The following is a 12,760-nucleotide window of genomic DNA, read 5'->3' on the forward strand; positions in this document are numbered from 1 at the left end:
GCCCTCCGAGTCAGCCGAAGACCCGCAGCCCGGCCGCGCGGCCGAGCCGCTCCGCGAGGAAGTCCGCGAGCAGCGGATCGGCGGCGTGGATACCCTTCACGAAGCCCCCCTGGTTACGCCCGATCAGGGCATACGCGCCGTGCTCCGCGAGTACACAGAGCGCCTCGATGTCGTTGCACCCAGGCGAGGAGCGGAGATCGACGGTGTGCACCACCACGTCGTCGCGCGGCGAGGCCAGCAGCGCCTTGACCTGCGCTCCCAGGCTCAGCCCGTCGTGGTGAGCGACCAGCACGAACACCGCGCCCCCGCGGAGCGCGTTCCTGACGACCGACGTCGCGAGCAGGATCGTATCGGACACCGACAGATCGAGCGCGCGGGGCGCCGAGATCGCGGAAGCTCCACCGGGCGCGGGGGACTCCCGGAAGAGGAGGTTGATGATCTCGCCCATGCTCCGCCGATCCTGAGGGATGCGATGGACGATCGAGGACTTGGTGGCGTCGGCCCGCCGCCGGGCGATGCGGAGCAGCTGAGCGAGGCTCTGGCCGTCATGGGGGAACGTGGCGACCCCGACGAGCAGCCCCTTCGGAAGGTACCCGGCCCGCTTCTCGCTCTCGGCGACGTTGGAGAGCATCCGTCGATGGCAGGCGTGAGCCTCCAGGGCGGCCGTCTCGGGCATCAGCAGGTGGAACTCGTTCTCGTCGACGCGGGCCAGGATGTCGGTGTCGCGCACGGCGCGGAGCAGGTGCTCGACGACCTGACCCGGGTTGTGCGTGTTGGCAGGGGGCGCCGGCGTGATCCTCCAGAAGGCGAGGTCGCCTGGGCGCTCCGGTGCGGCCGCCGCGTCAGGCTCGATCACGATGGTCGCGATCGTGAACCGGCGGCCGTACCGCCTGGCCTTGTCGATCTCCCGGCCGGCGACGTCGACGTAGTAGGCGAACGAGTAAGCGCTCGACGCCGGATCCTTCATCGCTGCGCCGCCCGTCGAGCGCTCGCGTTCGCCGAGCAGAGCGAGCGCCGTCGTCGCCTGCGTGGCGAGCAGCTTGACCAGGCCGTCGAGGAGCGGGGCGCGCCGCGGGGTCGAGGCCGCGCTGTCCGGGCGCCTGACCGAAGGGAACGCGGAGCTGCGGCCAGGCTCCTTCTGGAGAAGGAGGTGCCCTGCGGCGAGCTTGCGGAGCGCCAGCGGGACGACGACGAGCTGCTCCCGCCGGGCGAAATCGAGGATGTCGGTCTCGGTCCCGTAGGCGGGCGCGCGCTCGAGCGGCCCCATCGCCGCGGAGCGGACCAGCTCGCTGGAGCGCTCTCCGGCGGCCAGGTACACGGCGGCTGCCGCCGCGCCCGTCGCCTCGACGAACACCTCGGCGAGCTGCTGGGCCGCCGCCGTGCGGTCGCGCGCGTCGGCGAGCTCGGCCAAGCGGGCGATCCACCCGGCCGCGCGCGCGCTGCGCGCGGACTCCTGCTCGAGCTGCATCCGGAGAGCCCGCTCGGCGAAGCGCAGGCGCACCGAGCCGACCGCGTTCAGCACCTCGTCCCCGCCGAGGGGCAGCAGGAAGAGCCCGGCGCCGCCGAGCGCGACCGCATGGGCGCCCGCCTCGAGCTCCGCCCTCGTCGCCAGCGCGAAGACGGTGGCCTCGGACGCGAGGGCCTTCAGGTGGTGGACCATGGCGAGGCCGGCCCCGTCCCCGAGCCCGACATCGATGAACGCGATGTCGGGCGCGGCGGTCTCGGCAAGGACGATCCCCTCGGCGAGATCGCCGGCGAGCAGCAGCTCATCGGACGTGATGACGCGCGAGAACAGCGTGCGCGTCGCCTCGTCGGCGATGACGGCGAGCACCTTGAGCGAGAACTCGTGGGCCGGCGCCCGGCCAGGACCCCAGACCCCCTCGAGCGAGGCGGTCACGCGATCACCACCTCACCCGAGAACGCCCGGCGCGCCGGGCCTTGCATGAGCAGCTCCAGGGATCCGGGCGCGACGGTGATGCGCAGCGAGCCGCCCGGCAGCGCCAGGCGGAGAGGTGCTCCGTACGGCGCGCGGCCCTGCGCGCACGCCGCGGCCGCTGCGGCGCAGGCGCCCGTGCCGCACGCGAGCGTGCGGCCCACCCCGCGCTCCCAGACGGTCACGTCGATGCGCGCCGCCTCGCCGTGCTCGGCAGGTCGAACGCGGCAAAACTCGACGTTGATGCCTTCGGCGGGCGTGGTCGCGACGATCGGCCCGAGCTCATCGATCGCGTCCTCCGTGTAGGGATCGAACGTCACCGCGTGCGGGTTGCCGACGTCGACGGTGGCGAAGCGGTGCTCCGCGCCGAGCGCTGTGACGACGAGCGTCTCGCCCATGCGGGCCCGGCCCATGCCGACGAGCACGTCGAAGCGATCGCCCGCCCGTGTGACCTCGCACCGCTTGTCGCCGGCGTCGGTCGCGATGGTGAGCGCCTTCTGAGGGGTGCCGCGGGAGACGAGGTAGGCCGCGACGCAGCGGATCCCGTTGCCGCACATCTCGGGGCGGCTCCCGTCGGCGTTCCAGACCTGCATGCGCGGCTGCTCGCGCTCGATCACGAGCACGCCGTCGGCGCCGATGCCGAACCGCCTGTCGCAGAGGCGCCGCGCTGCCTCGGCGGTCATCGGGACCGCCTCGACCAGGATGAAGTCGTTGCCAAGACCTTCCCACTTCTCGAACCGGACGACGTTTTCCTTCATCGCTTCGCCCCGGCGAGCCGCTTTCGCGCCTCGGCTTCCTTGAGCCCACGGACGGCGACGACCTTGCTCCTGCCGCTCGCGCCGAGGGCGATCTGGACATCGTTCTGGCGCACGTCGAGCGCGCGCGAGAGCAGCTTGACGAGCTCCGCGTTGGCCGCGCCATCCACGGGCGGCGCGGTCAACGACACGTCGAGCGCGCCCTCGCGCACCCCGACGATGGCCGAGCGCGACGACTTCGGGCGCACCTGGACCGAGATGCGGACGCCTTCGGCGCGCTCGGTGATCGCGAGGCGACTCCACTCGCCGACGGCGCCGCTCTCCTCGGGTTTGCTCATCTGGCCGGCGGCATCGTAGCGTATCTGGAGCTCACGCGTGGTTCCCGCGAGGCGGGGTGATGTCGCTCTTCGGACGGCGACGACCATCGCGAATTTGCCGGTCGGCGGCCTGACCCGCTACTCTTTTCGCCCCGGCCGTGGGTCGGCTCGCGCAGTACGATCCGGCAGGTCGACTTGCATCGGCGGCTCTCGTTGTTCGCTGCCGATGTTCATTTCCGCGGTGGAGGCGTTGGACATGACTGATGAAGGAGAAGGGTCCGTGAACGCAACGCCAGGCCTCGCGAGGAGGTTGTGCGCGCTCGCGCTGCTCGCGACGTCGGGTGGCCTGCTCGGGTCTGCATGCGCCGACAACGAGAGCAGCCTGTTCATCCGCATGCGGATGGCAGAGACGGGGGACTGCACCGTGAGCTGCGGTCCCAGCGAACCGTTCTGGACCGAGGACGCGGTGGACTCGGCCTATGCGGGCAGCCACAGCGCGATGCTCCTGGTGGGCAACCAGATCGTAGAGCGCGGCGACCCGGACGTCCTCCGCACGGAGACGTCCCGCGTCCAGCTCTACGAGGCCGAGGTCCGCGTCGCCGACATCGAGGGCAACGACGTGACGCCGGGCTACGTCGTTCCGATCACCGGCGCGGTCGACCCGAGCACGTCCGGCGACCCCGGCTACAACTGCACCGAGGTCCTCCTGATCGACGGCGCCACCATGGACACCTTGCGCGTGCAGGCCGCGCAGCTCCGGCGCGACATCCAGGTGTGGGCGACGGTGGTGTTGCGCGGCAGGACGCTGGGCGGCCAGGAGGTCGAGACCAAGGAGTGGACCTACCCCGTCAGGGTCTGCTTCGCCTGCAGCCGGTGCGTCGACACGTCGCCGCCGGACTGCTGCTCCAGCTCCGCGAACGAGGAGTGCGAGGACGCCAAGGAGCTCGAGGGCGCCTGCCCTGGCGCCCGGGGCCCTCAGGACTGTCGCGACCTCGGTCAGCCCTGCGCCGATCACATCGCAAGCTTCGGCCTGTAGAGCGCTCCCCAGCAGCCGCCAGATCGAGCCGCCTTCAGGGCGCCGGTTTGGCGCGGCGCACCGGGGCTGCCTCGGGTGACGGCCCTTTCGCAGCCTCGAAGAGGTAGACGAACGGGAGGGCGAGCAGCGCGAGATCGAGCTGCGCCGCGAGGACGACGGCGGTCTCCTTCGAGCCGCCGAGCCCGAACCGCCCCTGGGCGAGCAGCCCTGTGCTCATCCCGTAGCGCGAGTGGAAGTTGTAGCTGCGTCCGCCCCAGAAGATGGCGGCGGCGATCCCTGGCTCCACGCCGCGGGCGTCGCCGCTCCACCGGCCGTAGGCGCCGGTGGAGAGGACCAGGGGGAACGTGTCGTGGATGGGCGCGAGCACGGAGACGCCCACGCCGGTCTGGATCTCATCGAACGCGTGGGTGAGCACCTCGGCGTAGGGACCGACGCCGAAGTCGGCGTTGGCAGCGCGGCCGAACAGGACGTCTCCGCGCAGTCCGACGTGGAAGACCGTGGAGTCCCACAGCTGCCGGTCGAGGCCAACGCCGGCAAGGCCGACGGTGACGCCGGCGCTCGCCTGGGGCTCGGCGCGGGCTGTGCCGTGGAGGAGAACGGCTCCGAGGAGCGCGGCAACCAAGGCAGCTGGGCGGCCCGCGGTGGCCATGATGGAGCCATGCTACAGGGCGCTGGCGGGGAGCGCGCCTGAATTCTGCGGCACGGAGCCTGCGCCCTGCGTGAGGATGTCCTGAGTTCGTTTTCGGTGCGTCGCGTGCGTTGCGTCCGTCACGTCCGTCGCAGGTGAGTCCCTCCGTTCGCACCGCGCAGCCCGCCCTGCGCGCCCGCTGGCGTTCATGGTAGCGTCCGGGGGCAATGGCGCGACGCACAGTGCAGCTACGGGTAGGAGGTCAGACCTACCGCGTGGTGACGTCCGCGAGCGACGAGGAGCTCCAGCGGCTCGCCGCGGTCGTCGATCAGAAGCTCGCTACCGTTGTGCCCGCCGGCCGCGCCGTGACCCCCCAGGCCATGTTGCTCGCCGCCATCGCGCTCGCGCACGATCTCGAGCAGGAGCGGACCCGGGCGTCGGCGATCGCAGGGCGCGCGCGGGACGCATTTGGCCGTATCCTGCAGCGGGTCGACGCGGTCCTCGGCGCCGGTCCGGAGTCGCCCTCGTCCAGCGGAGCGAACGACAGCACGCGCTGAGCTGGAGTGCCCGTACCTGGCGAGGGGTGGTCCTGCCGCTCGGCCCCTGCCGCTGACTGGAGATGGCATGCCCGCACCCATGGATGAAGCTTTCCAGGCCCTCGACCCCACGCCTGGAGGCGTGAACGCCCTTCGCCATCTCCAGGACGAGCTCTCCGAGATGGAGCGTGCCGGCCTGCTGCGCACGCCTCCAGCTGCCCCGGCTCCGGCGCGGATGCTGGTCCTGTGCTCCAACGACTACCTCGGCTACGCCGGGCTCGCCCTGCCTTCCGAGGTCGGAACCGCGAGCGGTGCGGGGGCGTCCCGCCTGGTGAGCGGGACCCACGAGGCCCATCTGATGGCCGAGAGGAAGATCGCCGCCTGGTTGAGCGTGGAGGCGGCGCTGCTGTTCTCCTCCGGGTACGCAGCCAACGTCGGCACCGTCGCCGCGCTGGCCCGGCCGGGGGATGTCGTCGTGTCGGACGCGCTGAACCATGCGTCGCTCATCGACGGATGCCGTCTCTCGGGAGCGACGGTCGAGGTCGTGGGCCACGTCGACGTGGAGGCGGTCGAGAGCGCCCTCGCGCGGGCCAGGGGCGCCCGCCGCCGGTGGGTGGTGACCGAATCGCTCTTCAGCATGGATGGCGACACCCCCGATCTCCGCCGCCTCCGTGAGCTCTGCGATCGCCACGATGCAGCGCTGATCGTGGACGAGGCGCACGCCCTGGGTGTCTTCGGGCCGCGCGGCGCTGGCCTCTGCGCCGAGGTCGGGGTTCGCCCCGACGTGCTCATCGGCACGCTCGGCAAGTCGCTCGGGCTCCACGGCGCCTTTGTCGCGGGCTCCTCGACGTTGCGAACTTACCTGTGGAACCGCGCCAGGAGCTTCGTTTACTCGACAGGCATCAGCCCCGTGGTGGCGCTCGCTGCGGTGGAGCGGGTCCGCCGCGCCGCCGCGGACGACCCGGCTCGGGCGCGCCTGGCGGTGCTCACCCGCCGGCTTCGCTCCGGTCTGCAGGCGCTGGGAGCCGAGCTGCTTCCTGGCTCCTCGGGCCCGATCCTCCCCTGGATTCTGAAGTCGACGGGGGCCGCGGTGGAGATGTCTCGGCGCCTCGCGAGCGAGGGTGTCCTCGTCCAGGCGATCCGACCGCCGACGGTGCCCGCAGGTACCTCGCGGCTCCGCATCGTGGCGAACGCGTCGCTCTCCGAGTCGGACGTCGAGCGTGCCCTTGCAGGGTTCCGGGAGGCGATGCGATGAGGGGGCATCCTGTTTCACGTGAAACAGGACGGATCCGGGTCGCGGTGGTCGGAACCGGGACCGGGGTGGGCAAGACGCACGTGTCGGTCGCGCTGGTCGCAGCGCTGGCAGCTCGCGGCGACAAGGTCTGCGGCTTGAAGCCCATCGAATCGGGCATCGACGGCACCTCGACGACCGACGCCGAGCAGCTGGCGCTCGTCAGCTCGGTCCAACCCGAGCCAGCACCCTACCGCTTCGCTGAGCCGATCTCCCCTCACCTGGCAGCGCGCCGTTGCGGACGCGCCATCTCGCTGGAGGTCGCCGGCGCGTGGGTCGACAGGCAGCCAGCTCCCCTTGCCATCGTGGAGAGCGCCGGCGCGCTCCTCTCCCCGCTCGGACCAGGACTGACGAACGCAGACCTCGTGCGCGCACTCTCTCCCGATGCCCTCGTGCTGGTCGGCCTCGACCGGCTGGGCATCCTTCACGAGGTCGCTTGCTGCACGCTCGCCCTCCGTGCGCTCGCTCCTGGTCTTCCGCCAGCCGTGATCGTGCTGAACCCGCCGGCAGCGCCCGACGCATCGACTGGCACAAACGCGGGGGAGCTCGCCGCGCTCGGCATTGCTTCCGGCGCGGTTGTGATGCCGCGCGCGGCTCCAACCGCACCGGCTTCACTCGCCGCGGCGCAGGTCGCCCTGGCGCGCCTCGCACTGTCCTGACGAGACGTCGTCACGTCCGAGGGGGTGGCCAGCCCCGAGGTCGTGAGAAATCAAGCCGAGGTACCGGACCCGAGTACCTGGTCCTGACTCTCCGGTCCGACGAGGACCCGCTCGGCGGGTTCGCGGGACTTCCGAAAGATCGGTGCGCGTCGTCAGGAAGCGTCGGTGACGACGCGACCCCGCTCCAGCACCAGACGGGCGGCCGCCCGCTCCCGGAAGACCTCCGGCTCGTGGGACACCACGACCACCGCGGCGCCTCGCTCGACCTCCGCCTCCACGACCGTGAGGAGTCGCGCGACGCCGCCGCGGTCGAGGCCCGTGGTAGGCTCATCCAGCAGCACCAGCGACGGGTGGTGCACCAGCGCTCGCGCGAGCGCGATTCTCTGCCGCTGGCCGCGCGAACACGTGCGGAGCGGCCTTAGCGCGAAGCTCCCGAGCTCGAAGCGCTCCTCTGCATGACGCCACGCCTCGTGCGCGTCGAGCCCGTGGAAGCCGGCCGCCAGCTCGACATTCTGCCGACCGGAGAGGTCCGGGTACGCCAGCGACTCGTGGGACAGCCAGCCGATGGTGCCGCGCGCCATCCCGGCATCGTCGCCGAGCGGCTCGTAGCTCACAGCGCCCGACGTGGGACGGATCACGGTCCCGAGGATCCCGAGCAGCGTCGACTTGCCCGACCCGTTCGCCCCCTCGATGAGCGTCAATCGCCCTGCCTCGATCGTCGCGTTCACTCCGCGCAACGCCGCCGTCGCTCCGTAGGTCTTCACGACACCACGGGCCACCACGCGCTCGATCGTACTCACAGCGCTCACCTCGCTCCTGCGCTCGCGTTCCCGTCAGCTCTTGTCGCCGCCTCGAGCGCGACCTTCGCCCTGAACGACCGTGGTGATGTCCTCCGGGAACGCCGGCGGATCAACGACAGTCGCCTCGGAATCGTCGGAGAGCTCCGCTTCTGCTTCGAGCGGGCTCAACGAAGGAATCGTCGGTCGATCTTCCGACTCATCGTCCCGAGACTGCCCGTCACCCGTCTCCGCGACCGGCTCGCTCGGTCTGCGCACGGCGCCGCCGTCGGACGACCGCAGCGACCGCGCGCCGTGGAGGACCTGCAGCCCGTTGCTGCAATCCGCCGTCTGCGGTTCCTTGCTCGCCGCTGCCGCCGTGCCACGTGCGCCCGCCACGACGACCCTGCCAGGGTCACGCCTCTCCTCGCCCTCTCCGAGCCGAGCGAACATCATCGTGCCGTCGTCGGACTGTTCGTCGACGACATTCTGAACGGCGACGCGCTCCACCACCTGGCGCTTCTGGGATACCGGCACCTGGTTCTTGAACCGCCGCAGCGCTTCCAGGAACTCCCGCGCGCTCTGGAATCGTTCATCCCGCGCCTTCGCCAGGGCGCGATCCACGAGGCGGGAGAGGCCGGGCGGAATCGTCGGATCGAGCTCCGTCATCGGCCGGTGCCACAGCGTGAGGATCTGGACGAGCAGCGCGTTGTAGTTGCGGGCCACGAACGGGCGCTGGCCCGTCAGCGCCTCGTACAGGATCACGCCCGCAGCCCACAGATCGAGCCGGCGGTCAAGCTCCGCGTCGCCCCGTGCCTGTTCGGGCGCCATGTAATACGGCGTGCCCATCACCATGCCGGTGCGGGTCAGATCCATCACCACCCCATCCACGCCTGGGGCCTGGGAGATGCCGAAATCGAGCAGCTTGGCCACCGGCAACATGCCGGCGCGCTCCGAGAGGAAGATGTTCTCTGGCTTCAGATCACGGTGGACGACCCCCCGATCATGCGCCGTGACCAGCGCCGAGAGCACCTGAAGCATGATGTCGACGAGCTCGTTCGGCGGAACGACACCGCAGCGCGCGATCCGCTGCGCCAGCGTCTCCCCATGGAGGCGCTCCATGACGAGGTAGGGGCTGCCGTCAGGGAGCCACCCCATGTCGTACACTTCACAGATGTTGGGATGACCGATCCGCCCGGCGACACGAGCCTCGTGCTCCAGCCTCGAGATGGCCTCGCGCTTCTGGGTCTCCCGCGGATGCATCACCTTGACGGCGACCAGCCGCCCGATCTGGAGGTGCTCCGCCTCGTACACCGCGCCCATCCCGCCCTCCCCGATGATGGCGGTGACCGCGTACTTGTCGCCGATCACGTGGCCGAGCAGCGAGCGCCCGGAAGAGGTCGGGCTCACGCCGCGGTTCCTCGGCCACGCCGGCGTCCGCGAGCCTGCCTCGGGAGACGACGGAGCGCGCGACGCGAACGCCCGCTGCTCTGGACCCGGCGCCAGCGCGCCACGCACCGATGAGCTCGGTGCAACGCCCGTCGGCCACCTCAGCAACGGCGGCGCCACCCTCGACGGAGGACGCGCTGCTGGCCGAGGGATCGGCTGCAACGGAGCCACACCAGCGCGAGGGCCCGGGCGCGAGGGCGGCGCATCGCTCGGAGCGACGACCAGCCCGGTCGCCGGACACACGACCACCGCGAGATCGTGGTGGCTACCGCAGTGGATACACCGCACCGAACTCAAGTCCGTACAATTTCAAATACTCCATCCAGGTGCCGCTCGGAACTGCACAGCGATCGGTCAGAGCATGTGGGCAGCGCTCGGTTCCACATCACCCCGCACGTCCCCTGGGGGATCCTTGGGGATAACCCCGCCGGCAACCCTGGGGGCAAAACGGGGGAGATCGGTCATCCGCCAGCTCTCCCCTGTCCACCTACCCCTGAGGACGGTCCATTTACCCCAGGGCGTCCGCTTCTAACTCATTGGATTCGTTGCGCATTCTGAGTTATCCCCGCCCTCCACAGCGCCTACGACGAAGACGATGTCTTTATCTATCTATTTCATGGAAAGAAGAGGCGTTGCGCAAGGTCACGCGAGCGCTCATTTCCGGCGCACCCCCGGGCGATAACCCTGCTAAAGGGAGCGGCTCCGGAGTCGGCTATGGACCTTGTGATCCCCAAGAAAGATCTGCTTCGCCTCGTCGCGCGCTGCCAAGGCGTGGCGGACAAGAAGAGCGCCATGCCCGCGCTCGCCAACGTCCTGCTGGCCGCCGAGGGCAACGCGGTCCGCGTCGCCGCGACCGACCTGTACCTCGGCGTCACCGGCCAGACCCACGCGGACATCAAGACCGGCGGCACCGTCGCGGTCCCCGCCAGGGACCTGCTGGAGCGCGTGAAGGCCATGCCCGATGGCCCGATCCAGATCACCACCACCGAGGGCGCCCACACGTCGCTCAAGGCCGTGGGATCGCCCCGGCGCTACACGCTCCCCGGGCTCCCCGGCTCGGAGTTCCCGCAGCTGCCCGCCCCGGCGCAGGACGCGCCCTCGCTGGAGCTCCCCGTCGAGCAGCTCGCGCTCCTGATCACCCGGACCCACTTCTCGATCTCGACCGACGAGACCCGCGCCCACGTGAACAGCGCCCTGTTCGAGTGGGCCGGCGATCGCGTCAGGATGGTGACCACCGACGGCCATCGGCTCTCCAAGATGGAGGCGACCGTGTCGGGCAGCTCCGCGACGGCCACCATGCTCATCCCGCTCAAGGCGATCACGGAGCTCCGCCGCCTCGCCGAAGAGGCGCGCGCCGAGAAGGAGACCCCGATGGTCGCCATCACCCAGAGCGGGCCGAACGCCTTCTTCAACATCGCCGGGATGCAGTTCTCGGTGAAGCTCGTCGACGCGCAGTTCCCGCCCTACCAGCAGGTCATCCCGTCCGTCACCGAGCGCTCGGTCCGCGCCCCCCGCGTCGCGTTCGCCGAGGCCCTCCGCGCCATCGCGCTCGCCGCCAACGACCGCACCGGCGGCGTCAAGCTGTCGATCGCGCCGGCGACGCTGCGGATCACCAGCGAGAGCCCCGACACCGGCGCCGGCTTCGACGAGGTGGCCGTCGACTACAGCGGACCCGAGGTCACCATCGGCTTCAACGCGAAGTACTTCCTCGACGTGCTCGCCTCGATCGACGACGAGGAGGTCATCCTCGGCATCTCCGGCGAGCTCGACCCCGCCGTGATCCGGCCCGGCAGCGAGTCGAACCAGCAGAGCTACGTCGCCGTCATCATGCCGATGCGGATTTGAGCGCGCCCTCCGACGAGACCGAGGGGCGCTCCCCGAGCCTCCTCCTCGAACGGCTCCACATCCGCGAGTTCCGGAACCTCGGTCGCGTCGATGTCGAGCCCGCGCCGCGCATCAACGTGATCGCGGGCAACAACGGGCAGGGAAAGACGAGCCTGCTCGAGGCGATCTACTTCGCCGCGACCTCGAGGAGCTTCCGCACCCACCGGCTGGCCGAGCTGGTCCGCCACGGCGCCCCCATCGCGAGCGCGCGCGCGCGCTTCGTCGAGCGACGGGACGCGCTGCAGCCGCTCGCGCGCGAGCAGACCGCCGCCGTGGAGCACAAGCGGTGCGTCGTGCGGATCGACGGCAACCGGCCCCCGAGCCTGGCGAGCTTCGCGACGCGATCGCCGGTCGTCGCCTTCCACGCGGAGGAGCTCGCGCTGTCCACCGGGCCCGCGAGCGCGCGGCGCACGCTGCTCGATCGCCTGGCGCTCTTCATGGACCCGCAGAGCGCCGACCACCGGGCCCGCTACGCGCAGGCGCTCCGCGCGCGCCACGAGCTGCTCCACCGCGGCGGGGGCGCGCAGGCCCAGGCGAGCCCCGACCTCGACGCGTTCGAGGCGCTCTGCGCCCTCCACGGCGCGGCGCTGACCCGCGCCCGCGAGGCGGCCGTCCAGGCGCTGGCGCCGGAGCTCACGAACGCCTTCGCCCGCATCGCCGCGCCCAACCTGGAGCTGGCCGCGCGGTATGCGCCCGGCGGTAGCGGCGCCGCCGAGCAGGCGCGCGAGGCGCTGCGCGAGCAGCGCCGCCGCGACGCGCACAGGCCGAGCGCGGGCTTCGGTCCCCACCGCGACGACCTGGTGCTCGAGCTCGACGGCCACCCCGCCCGCGTGGTCGCCTCCCAGGGCCAGCACAGGGCCCTCACGCTCGCGCTCAAAGCAGCCGAGACCGCTGCCATTGCTTCCGTCCGGGGCGTAGAACCGATCCTTTTGCTCGACGACGTGTCGAGCGAGCTCGATCCCGACCGGACCGCGGCGCTGTTCATGTTCCTCGGAATGGCGCGCGGACAGGTATTCCTGACGACCACGCGGCGCGATCTCATCGTCACGCCGGGCGTACCTTCCTCGGAGCGGCGCGATTTTCACGTCGAAGGCGGCGCGGTCGGCTGACGTTCGTCGCGGGCGCGCCGGGCTGCCGCCGGCTGCCGGACGCGCGCGGCGCGCGGCACGCGCGACGAACGTCAGCCGACCGCGCCGTGACCGCCGTCAAACGCGTTGATCCCGGCCCCGGAGCGCGCGAGTTGGGATGCTCCGGACGCGCCCGCGATGGGCGCCGAAAATACGGTGTTACGAGGCTTCCGGACCCGGCGAAACGCTTGCCCGAGCCCCTGATTTCGGCTACATTTCCGCAGTCTTTACGGGGCATCGACGAGCGGTCCGCGCGTGAACGCTCATGGCCCCGGAATCGATCCGGCGCCGCGGCCGCGGCGCCCGGGTCTCACCAGACGAGCTGCCATCGAGCCGGCCCCTCCACTGCAAGAACTCCGGCAATCCGAG

General features: G+C 71.1%; 12 protein-coding genes. 6 read left to right on the top strand and 6 right to left on the bottom strand.

Annotated features, from left to right (window positions below; translation table 11 throughout):
- Positions 1-10 precede the first annotated feature (10 nt).
- Genes WMF19_RS45850 through WMF19_RS45860 form a run of 3 tightly spaced genes read right to left on the bottom strand, consistent with a single transcriptional unit; the run spans position 11 to position 3,026 of the window.
- Positions 11-1,897, bottom strand: a complete 1,887-nt coding sequence (locus WMF19_RS45850; RefSeq protein WP_437896117.1) for a diguanylate cyclase domain-containing protein — start codon at positions 1,895-1,897, stop codon at positions 11-13.
- On the bottom strand, positions 1,894-2,691 hold the full coding sequence (gene dapF / locus WMF19_RS45855) for a diaminopimelate epimerase (protein ID WP_437325894.1): 798 nt from the start codon (positions 2,689-2,691) through the stop codon (positions 1,894-1,896). The genes WMF19_RS45850 and dapF overlap by 4 nt, the downstream gene beginning before the upstream one ends.
- Positions 2,688-3,026 carry a DUF167 domain-containing protein gene (locus WMF19_RS45860; RefSeq protein WP_437896118.1) on the bottom strand — a complete coding sequence of 113 codons (339 nt, stop codon included), beginning with the start codon at positions 3,024-3,026 and terminating at the stop codon, positions 2,688-2,690. The genes dapF and WMF19_RS45860 overlap by 4 nt, the downstream gene beginning before the upstream one ends.
- Positions 3,027-3,285: 259 nt before the next feature.
- Here WMF19_RS45860 and WMF19_RS45865 point away from each other — a divergent pair, with 259 nt between their 5' ends.
- A complete protein-coding gene (locus WMF19_RS45865) occupies positions 3,286-4,041 on the top strand; it encodes a hypothetical protein (RefSeq protein WP_437796381.1) in 756 nt (251 codons plus the stop codon).
- Positions 4,042-4,075: 34 nt separating this feature from the next.
- On the opposite strand, the gene WMF19_RS45870 is transcribed toward WMF19_RS45865, so the two are convergent.
- A complete protein-coding gene (locus WMF19_RS45870) occupies positions 4,076-4,690 on the bottom strand; it encodes a hypothetical protein (protein ID WP_437325896.1) in 615 nt (204 codons plus the stop codon).
- 206 nt (positions 4,691-4,896) lie between these two features.
- Between WMF19_RS45870 and zapA the strand changes: the two genes are divergently transcribed.
- From zapA to bioD, 3 genes are all read left to right on the top strand, one after another.
- Positions 4,897-5,226 carry a cell division protein ZapA gene (gene zapA, locus WMF19_RS45875; RefSeq protein WP_276597790.1) on the top strand — a complete coding sequence of 110 codons (330 nt, stop codon included), beginning with the start codon at positions 4,897-4,899 and terminating at the stop codon, positions 5,224-5,226.
- A 79-nt stretch (positions 5,227-5,305) separates the two neighbouring features.
- Positions 5,306-6,460, top strand: a complete 1,155-nt coding sequence (locus tag WMF19_RS45880) for an aminotransferase class I/II-fold pyridoxal phosphate-dependent enzyme (RefSeq protein ID WP_437896119.1) — start codon at positions 5,306-5,308, stop codon at positions 6,458-6,460.
- 44 nt (positions 6,461-6,504) lie between these two features.
- Complete coding sequence (bioD, locus tag WMF19_RS45885) at positions 6,505-7,155, top strand: ATP-dependent dethiobiotin synthetase BioD (protein WP_437896120.1); 651 nt, start codon at positions 6,505-6,507, stop codon at positions 7,153-7,155.
- A gap of 152 nt (positions 7,156-7,307) precedes the next feature.
- Here the strand turns inward: bioD and WMF19_RS45890 are convergent, their stop codons facing one another.
- Both WMF19_RS45890 and WMF19_RS45895 read right to left on the bottom strand, forming a co-directional pair.
- A complete protein-coding gene (locus tag WMF19_RS45890; protein WP_437896121.1) occupies positions 7,308-7,964 on the bottom strand; it encodes an ABC transporter ATP-binding protein in 657 nt (218 codons plus the stop codon).
- Between the two features lie 24 nt (positions 7,965-7,988).
- Positions 7,989-9,341 carry a serine/threonine-protein kinase gene (locus tag WMF19_RS45895; RefSeq protein WP_437896122.1) on the bottom strand — a complete coding sequence of 451 codons (1,353 nt, stop codon included), beginning with the start codon at positions 9,339-9,341 and terminating at the stop codon, positions 7,989-7,991.
- Between the two features lie 753 nt (positions 9,342-10,094).
- Between WMF19_RS45895 and dnaN the strand changes: the two genes are divergently transcribed.
- Both dnaN and recF read left to right on the top strand, forming a co-directional pair.
- Entirely contained in the window at positions 10,095-11,225 is a 1,131-nt protein-coding gene (dnaN, locus tag WMF19_RS45900; protein ID WP_437896123.1) for a DNA polymerase III subunit beta, read from the top strand.
- Complete coding sequence (gene recF / locus WMF19_RS45905) at positions 11,222-12,373, top strand: DNA replication/repair protein RecF (protein ID WP_437896124.1); 1,152 nt, start codon at positions 11,222-11,224, stop codon at positions 12,371-12,373. The genes dnaN and recF overlap by 4 nt, the downstream gene beginning before the upstream one ends.
- The last annotated feature ends 387 nt before the right edge of the window (positions 12,374-12,760 follow it).

The sequence above is a fragment of the Sorangium sp. So ce124 genome, assembly GCF_051525235.1.
In the GTDB taxonomy this organism is placed as follows: Bacteria; Myxococcota_A; Polyangia; order Polyangiales; family Polyangiaceae; genus Sorangium; species Sorangium atrum.

Excerpts from the sequence above, each read along its gene's own strand:
- WMF19_RS45880 (WP_437896119.1), top strand. The coding sequence starts at position 5,306 with ATGGATGAAGCTTTCCAGGCCCTCGACCCCACGCCTGGAGGCGTGAAC.
- WMF19_RS45860 (WP_437896118.1), bottom strand. The coding sequence starts at position 3,026 with ATGAGCAAACCCGAGGAGAGCGGCGCCGTCGGCGAGTGGAGTCGCCTC.
- WMF19_RS45870 (WP_437325896.1), bottom strand. The coding sequence starts at position 4,690 with ATGGCCACCGCGGGCCGCCCAGCTGCCTTGGTTGCCGCGCTCCTCGGA.
- dapF (WP_437325894.1), bottom strand. The coding sequence starts at position 2,691 with ATGAAGGAAAACGTCGTCCGGTTCGAGAAGTGGGAAGGTCTTGGCAAC.
- dnaN (WP_437896123.1), top strand. The coding sequence starts at position 10,095 with ATGGACCTTGTGATCCCCAAGAAAGATCTGCTTCGCCTCGTCGCGCGC.
- zapA (WP_276597790.1), top strand. The coding sequence starts at position 4,897 with ATGGCGCGACGCACAGTGCAGCTACGGGTAGGAGGTCAGACCTACCGC.